The sequence below is a fragment of the Curtobacterium sp. PsM8 genome (genome assembly GCF_030433875.1).
Taxonomy (GTDB): domain Bacteria; phylum Actinomycetota; class Actinomycetes; order Actinomycetales; family Microbacteriaceae; genus Curtobacterium.
In genome coordinates this window covers 1-15,846 of record NZ_JARUXD010000001.1, presented here as the reverse complement: position 1 = coordinate 15,846, position 15,846 = coordinate 1, and the positions used below count along the sequence as shown (strand labels likewise).

Here is a 15,846-nt window from a genome sequence, read left to right as displayed (position 1 = left end):
CGTAGGATCAGCACTCGGCAGGTGAGAGTGCCAGCGGGCACGGATCGACACGAGCGGAGGGAACCGATGGTCAGCGAACGGAGCCTCGAGGTCCTCAAGGCCATCGTGCGCGACTACGTGGCCTCCCGCGAACCCGTCGGCTCGAAGACCATCGTCGAACGCCACGCGTTCGGGGTCAGCGCCGCGACGATCCGCAACGACATGGCCCAGCTCGAGGACGAGCAGCTCATCATCGCCCCGCACACCTCGTCCGGCCGGGTCCCCACCGACAAGGGCTACCGGGTGTTCGTCGACCACCTGGCCGCCGCCCGACCGCTCTCCGGGGCGCAGCGCCAGGCGATCGAGACCTTCCTCGGCGCCTCGAACGACCTCGACGACGTCCTCACCCGCACCGTCCGGCTGCTCAGTCAGCTGACGAACCAGGTCGCACTCGTGCAGTACCCGACGATGGGCCACGCACGGGTCCAGCACGTCGAACTCGTCCGGCTCGCCGACACCCGGTTGATGGTGGTCCTCATCACCGACACCGCCCGGGTCGAGCAGCGGGTCATCGAGACCGACGTCCCCTTCGACGAGTCCGCGCTCTCCGAGCTCCGCACCCTGGTCAACGGCGCGACCGTGGGCCTGCTGCTGCAGGACGCCCCGCGGGCCCTCCGCGAGATCCCCGGTCAGCTCCGGCCCGCGGTGCAGCCGCTCGCCGGAGTCGTGGTCGCGAGCCTGGTCGAACAGGTCGCCGCCAACCGGCAGGACCGCCTGCTGATGGCCGGTGCCGCCAACCTGGCGAAGAGCGAGCAGGACTTCTCCGGCGGGCTCTTCCCCGTGCTCGAGGCGATCGAGGAACAGGTCACCCTGCTCCGGTTGTTCGGCGAGATGCAGGTCGACGACATCGCGGTGGCGGCGAGCATCGGACGTGAGAACGCCGAGTACGGTCTCGACGCCACGAGCATCGTCGCCGGCGGCTACCTGGCCGCCCGCGGTGAGATCGCCCGACTGGGCGTCCTCGGTCCGACCAGGATGGACTACGGCACGAACATGGCCGCGGTCCGTGCGGTCGCCCGTTACCTGTCCCGGCTGCTCGGCGAGAACTGACCGCCGGGCACCCCTCCACCCCGTCCACCCACGCACCCCCTGAGGAACACTTGGCAGACCACTACGACGTCCTCGGCGTCCCGCGCGACGCCTCCGACGCCGACATCAAGAAGGCGTACCGGCGGCTCGCTCGCGAACTGCACCCGGACGTGAACCCGAGCCCCGACGCCGCCGAGCGCTTCAAGGACGTCACGCACGCGTACGACGTCCTCAGCGACCCGGAACAGCGCCGTCGCTTCGACGCCGGCCCCCAGGACGGTGGGTTCGGCGCCGGTGCCGGCGGGTTCAGCGACATCTTCGACGCCTTCTTCGGCGGCGGGGGTGGCGGTGGCGGCCGGGGGACCGGTCCGCGCAGCCGTGCCGAGCGCGGCGGCGACGCCCTGCTCCGGCTCGAGGTCGACCTCGACGAGGTCGTCTTCGGCACGCACAAGGACCTCGAGGTCGACACCGCGGTGCGCTGCGACACGTGTGGCGGCTCCTGCTGCGCACCCGGCACGAGCCCGCAGACGTGTGACATCTGCGGGGGCTCCGGCCACATCCAGCGCCAGGTCCGCTCGCTGCTCGGCAACGTCGTGACGAGCGCCCCGTGCGGCACCTGCCGCGGCTACGGCACCGTCATCCCGAACCCGTGCCCGACCTGCCAGGGCCAGGGGCGCGTCCGTGCCCGTCGCACCGTGCCGGTCGACGTGCCCGCCGGGGTCGACTCGGGCCTCCGCCTGCAGATGCCCGGCCAGGGCGAGGTCGGTCCGGCCGGCGGTCCGGCCGGCGACCTGTACCTCGAGGTCCGGGTGCGCCACCACGACGTCTTCAGCCGTGACGGCGACGACCTGCTCGCCACGCTCGAGGTCCCGATGACCGACGCGATCCTCGGCGCCACGACGACGATCGACGGGCTCGACGGTCCGGTCGAGCTCGAACTCCGGCCCGGTGTGCAGAGCGCCGACGTCCTGGTCATCAAGGACCGCGGCGTCACGAAGCTCCGCGGCTCCGGTCGCGGTGACCTCAAGGTCGGCATCCAGGTCGTCACGCCCAGCAAGCTCTCGCACAAGGAACGGCAGCTGGTCGAGCAGCTCGCGAAGTCCCACAAGGCCGGTGCCCCGCAGCTGTCCCGCTTCCAGCAGGGCATGTTCGGCAAGCTCCGCGACCGGTTCTTCAACTTCTGATGGCCTCGCTCTACCTCGTCGACACCCTCGACGACGTGACGGTGGGCGGCCAGGTGTCGCTCGACGGCGCCGAGGGTCGCCACGCCGTCACGGTGTCGCGGGTCCGCGTCGGTGAGCAGCTCCGGCTCTCGGACGGTCGCGGCACGGTCGTCGCCGGCACGGTCGCGTCGGTCGGCAAGGACTCGCTCCTGCTGACCGTCGCGTCCGTCGGCGTCGAGCCGGCGCCGCGTCCGTCGCTGACCCTGGTGCAGGCGCTCGCCAAGGGCGGCCGTGACGAGATGGCGGTGCAGGCCGCGACCGAGATCGGTGTCGACCGGGTCGTGCCGTGGGCCGCGGCGCGCAGCGTCTCGCGCTGGGACGGCCCGAAGATCGAGAAGGGTCGCGCCCGGTGGGCGTCGATCGCGCAGGAGGCCGCGAAGCAGGCCGTGCGCGCGCGGGTCCCGGACGTCGTCGCCCCGGTGACGACGGCGCAGCTCGCCGGCGGCGCGGGAGCGGCACCGGTGGGGGACGGCCAGGAGGCACGCCGCCAGCTGGTCCTGCTCGAACCGACCGCCTCGGTGCGGCTCGCCACCTGGGAGCCGCCGACCGACGTCGACGAGATCGCCCTGGTGGTCGGACCGGAGGGCGGCATCGAACCGTCCGAGCTCGAGCGGCTCGAGTCGGCCGGCGCGGTCCGGGTCCGACTCGGCGACACGGTGCTCCGGACCTCGACCGCGGGACCCGCGGCGCTGGCCGTCCTGCAGGCCCGACTCGGCCGCTGGTGAGCCGGTCCGGCGTGGATCGGAGCATCGGGGCGGACCGGGAAGGCGCGGCGTCGGTCGCGCGTTCTACGATGGTGCCCATGACCAGCACCGAGCCCAGCGTCTTCACGAAGATCGTCGCGCGCGAGATCCCGGCGACCATCGTCGCCGAGGACGACCGCGTCATCGCCTTCGAGGACATCGCCCCGAAGGCACCCGTCCACGTGCTGGTCGTGCCGAAGACCCAGGCGTACGCGAACGTCGGCGAGCTCGCAGCAGCCGACCCCGACCTGCTCGCGCACGTCGTCCAGACCGCCCAGCGCATCGCCGACGAGCGAGCCGGCGGACAGTTCCGACTCGTGTTCAACACCGGCGAAGCCGCCGGACAGACCGTGTTCCACGTGCACGCGCACGTACTCGCAGGAGACCTGCAGGAAGGCACCCTTGCCAGCTGACGAACCAGCCACCACCGAGCCGCAGTCGGCCTCGGAGCCCGTCTCGACCTCCGAACTCACCGTCGACGGCATCGCGATGGTGCAGTTGCTCGGACCGCAGGACCGCCTGCTGAAGACCGTCGAACGCCAGTACCCCGCGGTCCGGGTCCTGGTCCGCGGCAACCAGGTCACGCTGGCCGGACCGGAGCGCGACGTCACGCGTGCCCGGGCCCTGGTCGACGAACTCGTCGGCATGGTCCGCCGTGGGCAGGACATCGGCCAGTCGGACATCCCGACCTCGGCGCGCATCATCGACGAAGAGCGCAGCCCGTCGAACGTGTTCGGCACCCCGATCGTGTCCAGCCGGGGCAAGTCGGTGCGTCCGAAGACCGACGGCCAGCGTGCCTACGTCGACGCCATCGACGAGAACACCATCACGTTCGGCATCGGCCCGGCCGGTACCGGCAAGACGTACCTGGCGATGGCGAAGGCGGTGCAGGCCCTGCAGCGACGCGAGGTCTCGCGCATCATCCTGACCCGTCCCGCGGTCGAGGCGGGCGAGCGGCTCGGGTTCCTGCCCGGCACGCTGACCGACAAGATCGACCCGTACCTCCGCCCGCTGTACGACGCGCTCAACGAGATGATGGACCCCGAACTGGTCCCGAAGCTCCTGGCCGCCGGCACGGTCGAGGTCGCCCCGCTGGCGTACATGCGCGGCCGCACGCTCAACGACTCGTTCGTCGTGCTGGACGAGGCGCAGAACACCACCCCGGAACAGATGAAGATGTTCCTGACGCGGCTCGGCTTCGGCTCGAAGATGGTCATCACGGGCGACATCACCCAGGTCGACCTGCCGGGCAACGTCTCGGGTCTGCGCCTGGTGACGCGGATCCTGGACGAGGTCGACGACATCCACTTCGCCCGCCTCGGCAGCGAGGACGTCGTCCGCCACACCCTGGTCGGCCGGATCGTCGACGCGTACACCGTGTACGACGAGGAACGTCTCGTCGAGCAGGCCGCCAAGCGCCCCCACCAGCAGGACGACCGCCGAGGAGGCACCCGGTGAGCATCGAGCTCAACAACGAGTCCGGTGTGACGGTGGACGAGGACGTCGTGCAGCGTCTCGCCGCCTTCGCGCTCGACGCCATGCACGTCCACGCCGACGCGGAGCTCGCGATCGTCTTCGTCGACGAGGGGGCGATGGAGCAGCTGCACATCCGGTGGATGGACGAGCCCGGCCCCACCGACGTGCTGAGCTTCCCGATGGACGAGCTCCGTCCGGGCACCGAGGACGAGCCGACGCCCGCCGGGTTGCTCGGTGACATCGTGGTCTGCCCGCAGGTCGCCGAGGAACAGGCGAAGACCGCCGGGCACTCGACGCTCGACGAGATCCTGCTGCTCACGTGCCACGGCATCCTGCACCTGCTCGGCTTCGACCACGCGGAGCCGGAGGAGAAGGCCGAGATGTTCGGTCTGCAGGGCGAGATCCTGACGGCCTTCGCCGCCCAGCGCCGGGGGCGGTGACCGCAGTGCTGCTCGTCGCCGGTCTGCTCGCGGTGGCGTTCCTGCTGGTCGTCCTCGGCGGACTGCTCGCGGCCGCCGACTCAGCCCTGTCGGTCCTGTCGCGTGCCGACCTCGAGGAGATCGCCCGCGGCAGCAAGCGCCGTCGCGCGATCGAGGCCCTGGCGGACGACCCCGGCGCCCACGTCAACGCCCTGAACTTCTTCCGCGTCCTGGCCGAAACGGCAGCTGCGGTGCTCGTGACCATCGCCCTCGTGACGGTGTTCGACACGTGGTGGGTCGCCCTGATCGTGTCCGCGGCCGTGATGACCGCGGTGTCCTTCGTGCTCGTCGGGTCGAGCCCGCGCAGCGTCGGACGCGCCCACGCCGAGGGCATCATCGCTGCCACCGGGGGTCTGGTCCGTGGTGTCCGCATCGTGCTCGGTCCGCTCGCGGGGCTGCTCGTCGCGATCGGTGACCGGGTCACGCCCGGACGCGTCCGCAGTGCCTCGAGCGTCTCGAGCGAAGAGCAGCTGCTCTCCCTGGTCGACGAGGCGACCGAGAGCAACGTGCTCGAGGCCGACGACCGCGAGCTCATCCACTCGGTCTTCGCGTTCAGCGACACCCTGGTGCGCGAGGTCATGGTGCCCCGCACCGACATGGTCACCGCGGACGCCGGTGACACCATCGCCGCCGTGATGGAGCAGTTCCTGGCCACCGGTGTCTCCCGGATGCCGGTGATCGGCCGTGACAGCGACGACGTCCTCGGTGTCGTGTACCTCCGCGACCTGGCCCGGGGGCTCTACGAGCGTCCCGAGGTCGGCACCCGCCCGGTGCGCACGATGCTCCGACCGGCGGAGTTCCTGCCGGAGTCGAAGCCCGCCGACGAGACCCTGCGTCACATGCAGCTGGCGAAGAACCACCTGGTGCTCGTGGTCGACGAGTACGGCGGGGTCGCGGGCCTCGTCACGATGGAGGACCTCATCGAAGAACTCGTCGGCGACATCTCGGACGAGTACGACCGCGCCGTGGTCGACCGAGCCGAGATCGAGCCCGGGCGCTGGCGTGTCTCGGCCCGACTGCCCATCGACGAGCTCGGCGACCTGTTCGGCATCGAGCTCGACGACGACGACGTCGACACCGCCGGTGGCCTGCTCACCAAGGAGCTCGGTCACCTGCCCTCCGCCGGGGACACCGTCACGGTCTCCGGGGTCCTGCTCATCGCGGACCGCGTCGAGGGCAAGCGACGCCACCTCATCACCGTGGTCGCCGAGCGGACCGCCGACCTGGCGTCCGCCGAGCAGGCCTTCGGCGACTCCGACCACTCCACGACAGGAACACGAACGCCATGACCGACTCCGGACCCGACACCGCCCCCGAGGCGACGACCCCCTACCGTGCAGGGTTCGTCTCCTTCGTCGGTCGCCCGAACGTCGGCAAGTCGACGCTGACGAACGCCCTGGTCGGCCAGAAGGTCGCGATCACCTCGTCGAAGCCGCAGACCACCCGACGCGCCATCCGCGGCATCGTGCACCGCCCGCACGGCCAGGTCATCGTGGTCGACACCCCCGGTGTGCACCGTCCGCGCACGCTCCTGGGCGAGCGCCTCAACGACCTCGTGCAGTCCACCCTCGGTGACGTCGACGTGATCGGCTTCTGCGTGCCGGCGAACGAGCCGATCGGGCCGGGCGACCGGTTCATCAACGACACGCTCGACCAGTACCCCCGGGCGAAGAAGATCGCGATCGTCACGAAGATCGACCGCTCGGGCAAGGAGAAGATCGCGGAGCAGCTGCTCGCGGTCTCGCGCCTCCGTGAGTGGGACGCGATCATCCCGACCTCGGGCACCGAGGGCCTGCAGCTCGAGGACCTGATCGACGAGGTCGTGTCGCTGCTGCCGGAGTCCCCGCAGCTCTACGACGACCTCGCCGTGACCGAGGAGACCGACGAAGAGCGGATCGGCGAACTGATCCGCGAAGCCGCACTCGAGGGCGTCCGTGACGAACTGCCGCACTCGCTCGCCGTCGTCATCGAGGACATGGTCGAGCCGGACGCCGACGACGACCCGAACGGTCCGCTCCGCATCTTCGCGAACCTGTTCGTCGAGCGGGACAGCCAGAAGTCGATCGTCATCGGGCACAAGGGCGGCCGACTCAAGGACGTCGGTACCCGCGCCCGGGTCGAGATCGAGGGCCTGCTCGGTCGTCACGTCTACCTGAACATCCGCGTGAAGGTCGCCAAGGAGTGGCAGCGCGACCCGAAGCAGCTCGGCCGCCTGGGCTTCTGACGCGGGTCATCCCACGGTCGGACGCGCCGAGCGGCCGTGCGCCGTACCGTGGGGTGGTGTTCCGTCCCGTCCTCCGCACCCAGCTCGCCGTCGACATCGGTACGGCGCTGCTGCTCGGCGGCGTGGTCGCCGTCCTCTGGGCGCAGGGTGGCGAGGGTCCCTGGAGCCTCGTGACGACCGGTGTCCTCACCCTGGCCCTCGCACTCCGCCGGGTCGCTCCGGGGCTGGCCCTCGTGATCGCCTGGATCGGTGCCGTCCTGCAGATGGTGTCGCTGCAGACCACCAACGTGGCCGACCTCTTCATCCCCGGTGTGCTCTACACCACGAGCGTCTACGGCACCCGACGCATCCGGATCGCGGGCCTCGTCTCCGCGATCGTCGGGGCAGTCGTCGCCGGTGTGTTCTACGGCTTCCAGATCTACGGTGTCCGGGGGATCGGCGGCGAAGAGACGGTGAAGGGCGCCGTCCAGTACGGCGCGATGTGGTTCGTCGTCGTCCTGGCCGTCCTGCTGCTGCCGTGGCTCGCCGGCCTGGCCGTCCGGGCCCGGCGGTCGGCGCGGATGAGCCGGGAGGCCCAACTGCTGGCCGAACGCGACGCCGCCCGGGCCGACCGGAACGTCGCGATCGAGCAGGAACGCGTCCGGATCGCCCGGGACATGCACGACATCGTGGCGCACTCGCTGGCGGTCGTGATCGCCCAGGCCGACGGCGCGCGCTACGCCCTCCGCGCTGACCCCGCGGTCGCCGACGAGGCGCTCGACACGATCGGCGCGACCGCCCGCCGTGCCCTCGGCGACGTCCGCGAGCTGCTCGGGGCACTCCGACACGAGCAGGGCACCGCGCCGACCCCCGACGTCGACGACATCGAGCGGCTGGTCGGGCAGATGCGTGACGTCGGACTCGAGGTGCAGGTGGAGCGCGAGGGTGACCCGTCGACGCTGCCGACCACCACGCAGCTCGCCGTCTACCGGATCGTGCAGGAGAGCCTGACGAACGCCTACAAGCACGGGGCGCCCGGCAGCACCGTCCGGGCACGCCTGACCTACCGGCCCGACACCGTCGAGATCGACGTGGTGAACCGCCGCGCCGAGGACGACCGGCCCGGCCCCGGCACCGGCCACGGCCTGGTCGGCATGCGGGAGCGTGCCACGATGTCCGGCGGGAGCATGACGGCCGGACCCCGGGGCGAGGACTTCGCGGTGGCGGTCCGGATGCCGGCGCAACCGTCGACGGGGCAGATGCCCCGCAACACGATCCCGACCCACTGATCCCGCACCACGATCCCGACCCACTGATGACGAGCAGGCGATGACCGACACGAGCACGAGCACCCCCGCAGCAGCGCCCATCCGCGTCGCCCTGGTCGACGACCAGGCCCTGTTCCGCACCGGCATCCGGATGCTCATCGGGTCCCAGCCGGACCTGCAGTTCGTGGGGGAGGCCGGCGACGGAGCCGAGGGCATCGAACTGGTCCGCCGGAACCGCCCGGACGTCGTGCTCATGGACATCCGGATGCCGGTCAAGGACGGCATCAGCGCCACCGCCGACATCGTCTCGAGCGGGTCCGACGCCAAGGTGCTCGTCCTCACCACGTTCGACTTCGACGAGGCTGCCGCCAAGGCCATCCGTGCCGGAGCGAGCGGGTTCGTGCTCAAGGACGCCGACCCGGAGTTCCTGCTCGCGGCGATCCGCACCGTGCACGCCGGCACGACGGTGTTCGCTGCCTCGGCCACCCGCGAGCTCCTCCGCCGCTACGAGGACCCGGCCGACCTGCGCTCGACGGTGCCCGCGGCCTTCGCCGGACTGACCCCGCGCGAGCGCGAGATCTTCGACCTGGCTGCCCGGGGCCTCAGCAACGCCGAGATCGCCGCCCACGAGTACGTGAGCGAGGCGACCGTGAAGACCCACATCTCGCGGGTCCTGACGAAGCTCGAGCTGCGCGACCGGGTACGGCTCGTCGTGTTCGCGCACGAGCACGGCCTCGTCACCAAGGGCGACTGACCCTCATCCGCTCGGCGGACCCCGACGCGGGATGCCCACCGCGGGGATGACGGACCGGAGCCGGACGGCGGACGCGGCACGGGCCTCCCGGACGCGATCGTGGAGTCATGACCAACCACGCTCCGATCATCCGTCTCGACCATGTCTCCAAGCACTACGGTGACGCCGCGCGCCGGGTGACGGCGCTGGACGACGTCAGCGTCGACATCGGCGCCGGTGAGTTCACCGCGGTGATGGGCCCGTCCGGTTCCGGCAAGTCCACGCTCATGCACGTCGCCGCCGGCCTCGACCAGGTCACCGGCGGTCGCATCACGATCGACGGCACGGACATCACCGGGCTCGGCGACCGGGAGCTCACCGAACTCCGTCGCCGCCGCCTCGGGTTCGTGTTCCAGTCGTTCAACCTCGTGCCGACGCTCGACGTCAGCGAGAACATCCGGCTGCCGTTCCTGCTCGGCGGGCACAAGCCGGACCGCGAGGAGACCGCGTGGATCGACCGCCTGGTCGAGATGCTCGGGCTCGGCAACCGCCTGACCCACCGGCCGCACGAACTCTCCGGCGGCCAGCAGCAGCGCGTCGCCATCGCCCGCGCCCTCGCCTCGCGTCCGGCCGTCGTCGTCGCGGACGAGCCGACCGGGGCGCTCGACTCGCGGACCGGCCGTGACGTGCTCGCGATCCTCCGCGGTGCCGTCGACGAGTGGGGCCAGAGCGTCGTCATGGTGACGCACGACCCGGTGGCCGCCGCGAACGCCGACCGGATCCTGTTCCTCGCCGACGGCCGCGTCGTCGACGACCGGCCCCGGATGGGTGCCGCCGAGATCTCCGCCACGATGCTCGGGATGGAGGCGGCAGCGTGACCGGCAGCATGAACGGCGTCCGGCAGTTCGCCCCGACGATCCTGGTCGCCGCCCTCGGCACGACCTTCGGCTCCGCGCTCGTCATCGCCCCGGGCATCGTCACCGAGGCGATGTCCGCCACCGGCCTCGACGACATCAGCTCGGTCAAGGCCGTGCTGTCGGTGATCGGCTGGCTGGCCCTCGGCATCGCCCTGTACGTGGGCGCCATCGTCACCGCGAACACCTGCGCGACGCTCATCGCCGGGCAGACCCGCGTGATCGCGCTCCAGCGGCTCGTCGGCGCGACCGGGGCCTCGCTCCGTGCCCGGATCACCCGCACCGGACTCGTCGTCGGCCTGCTCGGTGGGCTCATCGGCGCCGTCGTCGGCACCGGGCTCGCCGCGCTGTTCGTCGCCGTGCTCCGCGGCAACGGCTTCCTGCCCGACCGCTCCTACACGCTCCTGCCGTGGGAGCTCGTGCTGCCCGTGGTCGCCGTCGTCCTCGCCACCTGGGGTGCCTTCGCCGCCGGCTCCCGACGAGTGCTCACCGTCACCCCGCTGCAGGCGCTGTCCTCGAGCGTCGAGCCGAGCCACGAGGACGTCCGCACCGGCACCGCCCGGAAGGTCTGGGCGATCCTGCTCATGGCCGCGGGAGCGCTGCTCGCCCTGGTCGGACTGGCCCTCAGCGCGGCGACGCCCCTGGCGGTCCTGCCCGCGGCACTCGGCGGGTTCGTCTCGTTCGCCGGGGTCGCGGTCGGCGCCACCATCGTGATGCCGCCGGTCCTGCAGGCGATCGGGCGGATCGGGTCCCACGACCCCGTGGTCCTGCTCGCCGGCCGGAACGCGATGCGCGCCCCCGCTCGCACCGCCCGCGCCACCATCGGGCTCGTCATCGGCGTCACGCTGCTCGTCACCTTCGCCGTCGCGCTCGGGATCATGCAGCACGTCACCGAGTCCGCCCTGTCCGGGCAGAGCGGCATCACGCCCGCGATGCTCGCCGAACAGCGCAGCTTCTTCGTGCAGCTCGACGCCGTGGTCAGCGTCATCGTCGGGTTCTCGGCCGTGATCGCGGCCGTCGGGGTCGTCAACGCGCTGGCCCTGGGCGTGCTGCAGCGCCGCCGGGAGCTCGGCCTGCTCCGTGTCCTCGGACTGACCGGCGCGCAGGTCCGGCGGATGATCGTCACCGAGGCCGTCCAGATGGTCGTCGCCGCCGTCGTCACCGGGCTCGTGCTCGGCACCGCCTACGGGTGGCTCGGCGGGCAGACGCTCCTCGGCACGCTCGGCGCCACCACGCCGGTGCTGCCGCTGACGACGATCGCGATCGTGGTGGTCGGGGCGCTCGTCCTGGCGGTCGTCGCCACCGTGGCGCCGGTCCGGCGGGCGATGCGCGTACCGCCGACGGAGGCGCTGGCGGTCGACTGAGTGGCGACCGCCGGTGAGGCCGCCGTCACCGTGGGGGTGACGGCCCCCCGGTCCGTCGCCGCCGCCGGGGGGGTGGCCGGGGGGGGGGGGGGGGGGGCGGGGCGCGCGGCCCCCGGCCCGCGGCGCGGCGCGGGGCGGGCCCGCGCGCGCCCGGGCGGGCGCCGCCGGGCCGCGGCCGGCGCGGGGGGGCGGCCGCCGCCGCCGGGCGGGGGCGCGGGCCCGGGGGGGGCCCCCCGGGGCGGGGGGGGGGGGGGGGCCGGGCGGGGCGCCCCGGGCCCGGGGGGGCCGGGCCCCCCCGTCCGTCCCGTGGTCCGTCCGTCACACGGTGCACCGTTCGGGCGCTCCGGTGCTAGCGTGAACCCGATGTACTCGGCACTCCTCCTCCTTCGTCGCCGCGACGAGGCCTGACAACCGGCCCACCTCGTCGCGGAGTCCGTCGTGGCCGCACCGCAACCACACCGACGAAAGCGAACCGATGCAGAACGCGCAGCGCCCCTCCGGGATGCCGATCCACAAGTACGTCCCCTTCTCCGAGCAGATCACCGTCGACCTGCCCGACCGCACCTGGCCCACGAAGCAGATCGACCGTGCGCCCCGCTGGTGTGCCGTCGACCTGCGTGACGGAAACCAGGCGCTCATCGACCCGATGGACGCCGAACGCAAGCGGGCGATGTTCGACCTGCTCGTCCGGATGGGCTACAAGGAGATCGAGGTCGGGTTCCCCAGTGCCTCGCAGACCGACTTCGACTTCGTCCGGTCGCTGATCGACGAGGGCGCGATCCCCGACGACGTCACGATCCAGGTCCTGACCCAGGCGCGCGAGCACCTCATCGACCGCACGTACGAGGCGATCGACGGCGCGAAGCAGGCCATCGTGCACCTCTACAACTCGACGAGCATCGTGCAGCGCGAGGTCGTGTTCCGCACCGACGTGCAGGGCGTCGTCGACATCGCCGTCTCCGGAGCGCACATGTGCAAGGCGGCCGAGGCACGGCTGCAGCACGACACGACCGTCTACTACGAGTACTCGCCGGAGTCCTACACGGGCACCGAGCTCGAGGTCGCGGTGCAGATCTGCAACGCCGTCCTCGAGGTCTTCGAGCCGACGCCCGAGCGCCAGGTCATCATCAACCTGCCCGCGACCGTCGAGATGGCGACCCCGAACGTCTACGCCGACTCGATCGAGTGGATGTCCCGCAACCTCGCCCACCGCCAGGACGTCATCCTGTCGCTGCACCCGCACAACGACCGGGGCACCGCCGTCGCTGCTGCCGAGCTCGGCTACATGGCCGGCGCCGACCGCATCGAGGGCTGCCTGTTCGGCAACGGCGAGCGGACCGGCAACGTCGACCTCGTCGCGCTGGGGATGAACCTGTTCACGCAGGGCATCGACCCGCAGATCGACTTCTCGGACATCGACCAGGTCAAGCGCACCGTCGAGTACTGCAACCAGCTGCCGGTGCCGGAGCGCCAGCCGTGGGCCGGGGACCTGGTCTACACGGCCTTCAGCGGCTCGCACCAGGACGCCATCAAGAAGGGCCTCGAAGCGCTCGAGGCCCGCGCGGCCGCCGAGGGCGTCGGCGTCGACGACGTCGTCTGGGCGGTGCCGTACCTGCCGGTCGACCCGAAGGACATCGGGCGTTCGTACGAGGCCGTCATCCGCGTCAACTCGCAGTCCGGCAAGGGCGGCGTCGCCTACCTGCTGAAGACCGACCACGCGCTCGACCTGCCCCGCAAGCTGCAGATCGAGTTCAGCGGCGTCGTGCAGCAGCGCACCGACGCCGAGGGCGGCGAGTTCACCTCGGAGCGCATCTGGGACCTGTTCCACGACGAGTACCTGCCCGCCCACGTCGACGACGACAAGTGGGGGCGGTACGAGATCACGAAGACCGCCACGTCGAGCGACTTCGACGGCACGACCAAGCTGTCGGTCGCGATGCGTGTCGACGAGGGCTCCGTCGCGGCCGAGGCCGTCGGCACCGGCCCGATCGACGCGTTCCTGTCCGTGATGGCGGACCAGGGTGTCTCGGTCACGCTGTACGACTACTCGGAGCACACGATGAGCGCCTCGGGTGACGCGCAGGCGGCGTCCTACGTCGAGCTCGACGTCGACGGCGTGCGGCTGTGGGGCGTCGGGATCGACGCCGACATCGCGACCGCGTCGCTCAAGGCGATCGTCTCCGCCGTGAACCGCGCGGTCCGCGCCGGCGCGGCCTCGGGTGCGCCGGAGCTCGTCTCCGCCTGACCCGCGTCGGGACGGGACGGGCGGCGCGGGGGGGGCCCGCCCCCGGCCTCCCCGCCGGTGCGGCCCGGCGGCCCGCCCGCCGGGCCTGCGTCGAGGTCGCGCATCCTGCCGTCTGGCGGCCGCCGCGCCGGCAGTTCCCGCGACCTCGGCGATCGCCACGCGGCGGGTCGTGCGACCTCGGCGAGCGGGCGGAGGTGTCGGCGGAGCGGGGGATACTGGGTCCATGCCGCTGTACCGGGACGAGTGCGTCGTGTTGCGCACCCACAAGCTCGGTGAGGCCGACCGCATCGTCACGATGCTCAGCCGGGAGCACGGCAAGATCCGCGCCGTCGCGAAGGGCGTGCGCCGGACCGCGTCGAAGTTCGGCTCGCGGCTCGAACCCTTCATGGTCGTCGACGCCCAGTTCTACGAGGGCCGCTCGCTCGACATCGTCACGCAGGCGGAGTCCCTCGGCGCGTACGGAGCCCGGATCGTCGCCGACTACGGCGCGTACACCGCGGCGAGTGCGATGGTCGAGACCGCCGACCGACTGAGCGAGGCGGACGCGGGGCTGCAGCAGTACCTGTTGCTCGTCGGAGCGCTGCGGTCGCTGTCGCGCGGGGAGCACCAGCCGAGTGCGACCCTCGACTCGTACCTCCTCCGCGCGATGAGCATCGCCGGGTGGGCACCCTCGTTCAGCGACTGCGCGGTCACCGGGGAGCCCGGGCCGCACTCGGCGTTCGTCGTGCAGCTCGGTGGGGTCGTGGCGGACTCGGCCGCGCCTCCCGGCACGCCACGGTTGGACCCGGCGACACTCGCCGTCCTCGGACAGCTGCTCGCCGGGGACTGGGGGAGCGTCGACGTGACCGACGAGCGGACGAGATCGCGGGCCTCCGGCGTGGTCGCGGCGTACGCGCAGTGGCACCTGGAACGATCGCTCCGTTCGTTGCCGCACGTCGACCGCACCGAGCACCCGTCACCGCTCGCCCCGCACCCCGGTGGTGTGCCGGCGGCGGTCGCAGCGGTGCCGGCGCCTGCCGTGCCGACACCGGACGACCACGACCCTGCCCTCGGAGGAACCCGCGCATGAGCCCTCGCCGTCCCGCTGCCGAACCGGGCCCCTTCCTGCCGGTCGACTGGACCGGCGAGCAGCCCCCGGCGATCCCGAAGCGCTTCGTGCCCGGCCACGTGGCGATCGTGATGGACGGCAACGGCCGGTGGGCGAACCAGCGCGGCCTCACCCGGATCGAGGGGCACAAGGCGGGTGAGGCCTCGTTGCTCGACGTCGTCGCCGGTGCGATCCAGATCGGTGTCACGCACGTGTCCGCGTACGCCTTCTCGACCGAGAACTGGAAGCGCTCACCCGAAGAGGTCCGGTTCCTCATGGGCTTCAACCGCGACGTCATCCGCCGCCGCCGCGACCAGCTGCACGAGTGGGGCGTGCGGGTCCGCTGGGCCGGGCGCACCCCGAAGCTCTGGCGCAGTGTCATCGACGAGCTGCAGACCGCCGAGGAGATGACGGCCGGCAACGACGTCCTGACGCTGACGATGTGCGTCAACTACGGCGGCCGGAACGAGATCGCCGACGCGGTGCGGTCCATCGCGGACGACGTCGCCGCGGGACGCCTCAAGCCGAGCCAGGTGACCGAGAAGACCCTGGCGAAGCGGCTGTACGTGCCGGAGCTGCCGGACGTCGACCTGTTCCTCCGCAGTTCGGGGGAGCAGCGGACGAGCAACTTCCTGCTGTGGCAGTCGGCGTACGCCGAGATGGTGTTCCTCGACCGGCTCTGGCCCGACTTCCGACGCACCGACCTGTGGGGTGCGATCGAGGAGTACGCCAGCCGCGACCGTCGCTACGGCGGCGCGGTCGACACGCCGACGGCGTAGCGCGGCTCGCGCCGCTGCCGCCCGCGCGGCCGAGACTCGGCCCCGCGGACGTCTTTCGCCGTCCGGACGCCGGAAAGTGTCCGCCCAGCCGAGGCTCGGCGTGCGCCCGTGGGCTGGCGCGCCCGGCTGGCCGGCCGCGTCAGGCGAGCAGGTGGGCCGGGGGGGGGGGGGGGGGGGGGGGGGCCCCGGCCCCCAGGGGCGGGGGGGGGCCGCGGGGGGGGGGGGGGGCCCCCCGCCCGGCCCCCGCGGGGGGGGGGGGGGGGG

Annotated in this window: 15 protein-coding genes; all 15 read left to right on the top strand. The window is 72.2% G+C overall.

Translation table 11 applies throughout. From position 1 onward, the window contains the following. Window positions 1-66: 66 nt before the first annotated feature. The 15 genes from hrcA (at window position 67) to QCD68_RS00005 (ending at window position 15,582) form a co-directional block, all read left to right on the top strand. Complete coding sequence (gene hrcA / locus QCD68_RS00075) at window positions 67-1,089, top strand: heat-inducible transcriptional repressor HrcA (protein WP_111076103.1); 1,023 nt, start codon at window positions 67-69, stop codon at window positions 1,087-1,089. A 50-nt stretch (window positions 1,090-1,139) separates the two neighbouring features. Next, window positions 1,140-2,252: a molecular chaperone DnaJ gene (gene dnaJ / locus QCD68_RS00070; RefSeq protein ID WP_301221576.1), complete on the top strand. Its 1,113-nt coding sequence runs from the start codon at window positions 1,140-1,142 to the stop codon at window positions 2,250-2,252. After that, complete coding sequence (locus QCD68_RS00065; protein ID WP_301221575.1) at window positions 2,252-3,016, top strand: 16S rRNA (uracil(1498)-N(3))-methyltransferase; 765 nt, start codon at window positions 2,252-2,254, stop codon at window positions 3,014-3,016. Before dnaJ ends, QCD68_RS00065 begins: the two co-directional genes overlap by 1 nt. 77 nt (window positions 3,017-3,093) lie before the next feature. Then, on the top strand, window positions 3,094-3,447 hold the full coding sequence (locus tag QCD68_RS00060; protein ID WP_111076100.1) for a histidine triad nucleotide-binding protein: 354 nt from the start codon (window positions 3,094-3,096) through the stop codon (window positions 3,445-3,447). After that, on the top strand, window positions 3,437-4,492 hold the full coding sequence (locus QCD68_RS00055; protein WP_111076099.1) for a PhoH family protein: 1,056 nt from the start codon (window positions 3,437-3,439) through the stop codon (window positions 4,490-4,492). Before QCD68_RS00060 ends, QCD68_RS00055 begins: the two co-directional genes overlap by 11 nt. Next, a complete protein-coding gene (ybeY, locus tag QCD68_RS00050) occupies window positions 4,489-4,950 on the top strand; it encodes an rRNA maturation RNase YbeY (RefSeq protein ID WP_111076098.1) in 462 nt (153 codons plus the stop codon). The genes QCD68_RS00055 and ybeY overlap by 4 nt, the downstream gene beginning before the upstream one ends. Continuing rightward, window positions 4,947-6,278 (top strand): hemolysin family protein, encoded by a 1,332-nt coding sequence (locus tag QCD68_RS00045; protein ID WP_308202953.1) that lies wholly within the window; start codon window positions 4,947-4,949, stop codon window positions 6,276-6,278. Before ybeY ends, QCD68_RS00045 begins: the two co-directional genes overlap by 4 nt. Next, window positions 6,275-7,213, top strand: a complete 939-nt coding sequence (gene era, locus QCD68_RS00040) for a GTPase Era (protein WP_111076096.1) — start codon at window positions 6,275-6,277, stop codon at window positions 7,211-7,213. Before QCD68_RS00045 ends, era begins: the two co-directional genes overlap by 4 nt. 56 nt (window positions 7,214-7,269) lie before the next feature. Continuing rightward, window positions 7,270-8,481, top strand: a complete 1,212-nt coding sequence (locus QCD68_RS00035; protein ID WP_301221574.1) for a sensor histidine kinase — start codon at window positions 7,270-7,272, stop codon at window positions 8,479-8,481. A gap of 40 nt (window positions 8,482-8,521) precedes the next feature. After that, entirely contained in the window at window positions 8,522-9,214 is a 693-nt protein-coding gene (locus QCD68_RS00030; RefSeq protein ID WP_290158321.1) for a response regulator, read from the top strand. 107 nt (window positions 9,215-9,321) lie between these two features. Beyond that, window positions 9,322-10,071 (top strand): ABC transporter ATP-binding protein, encoded by a 750-nt coding sequence (locus QCD68_RS00025; protein WP_290158322.1) that lies wholly within the window; start codon window positions 9,322-9,324, stop codon window positions 10,069-10,071. Continuing rightward, window positions 10,068-11,471 (top strand): ABC transporter permease, encoded by a 1,404-nt coding sequence (locus QCD68_RS00020; protein ID WP_301221573.1) that lies wholly within the window; start codon window positions 10,068-10,070, stop codon window positions 11,469-11,471. The genes QCD68_RS00025 and QCD68_RS00020 overlap by 4 nt, the downstream gene beginning before the upstream one ends. Window positions 11,472-11,946: 475 nt before the next feature. Beyond that, window positions 11,947-13,716, top strand: a complete 1,770-nt coding sequence (gene leuA, locus QCD68_RS00015; RefSeq protein WP_301221572.1) for a 2-isopropylmalate synthase — start codon at window positions 11,947-11,949, stop codon at window positions 13,714-13,716. Between the two features lie 223 nt (window positions 13,717-13,939). Then, window positions 13,940-14,785: a DNA repair protein RecO gene (recO, locus tag QCD68_RS00010; protein ID WP_204608116.1), complete on the top strand. Its 846-nt coding sequence runs from the start codon at window positions 13,940-13,942 to the stop codon at window positions 14,783-14,785. Further along, complete coding sequence (locus tag QCD68_RS00005) at window positions 14,782-15,582, top strand: isoprenyl transferase (RefSeq protein WP_301221571.1); 801 nt, start codon at window positions 14,782-14,784, stop codon at window positions 15,580-15,582. The genes recO and QCD68_RS00005 overlap by 4 nt, the downstream gene beginning before the upstream one ends. The last annotated feature ends 264 nt before the right edge of the window (window positions 15,583-15,846 follow it).

Excerpts from the sequence above, each read along its gene's own strand:
- hrcA (WP_111076103.1), top strand. The coding sequence starts at position 67 with ATGGTCAGCGAACGGAGCCTCGAGGTCCTCAAGGCCATCGTGCGCGAC.
- QCD68_RS00065 (WP_301221575.1), top strand. The coding sequence starts at position 2,252 with ATGGCCTCGCTCTACCTCGTCGACACCCTCGACGACGTGACGGTGGGC.
- QCD68_RS00060 (WP_111076100.1), top strand. The coding sequence starts at position 3,094 with ATGACCAGCACCGAGCCCAGCGTCTTCACGAAGATCGTCGCGCGCGAG.
- era (WP_111076096.1), top strand. The coding sequence starts at position 6,275 with ATGACCGACTCCGGACCCGACACCGCCCCCGAGGCGACGACCCCCTAC.
- QCD68_RS00030 (WP_290158321.1), top strand. The coding sequence starts at position 8,522 with ATGACCGACACGAGCACGAGCACCCCCGCAGCAGCGCCCATCCGCGTC.
- QCD68_RS00025 (WP_290158322.1), top strand. The coding sequence starts at position 9,322 with ATGACCAACCACGCTCCGATCATCCGTCTCGACCATGTCTCCAAGCAC.
- leuA (WP_301221572.1), top strand. The coding sequence starts at position 11,947 with ATGCAGAACGCGCAGCGCCCCTCCGGGATGCCGATCCACAAGTACGTC.
- recO (WP_204608116.1), top strand. The coding sequence starts at position 13,940 with ATGCCGCTGTACCGGGACGAGTGCGTCGTGTTGCGCACCCACAAGCTC.
- QCD68_RS00005 (WP_301221571.1), top strand. The coding sequence starts at position 14,782 with ATGAGCCCTCGCCGTCCCGCTGCCGAACCGGGCCCCTTCCTGCCGGTC.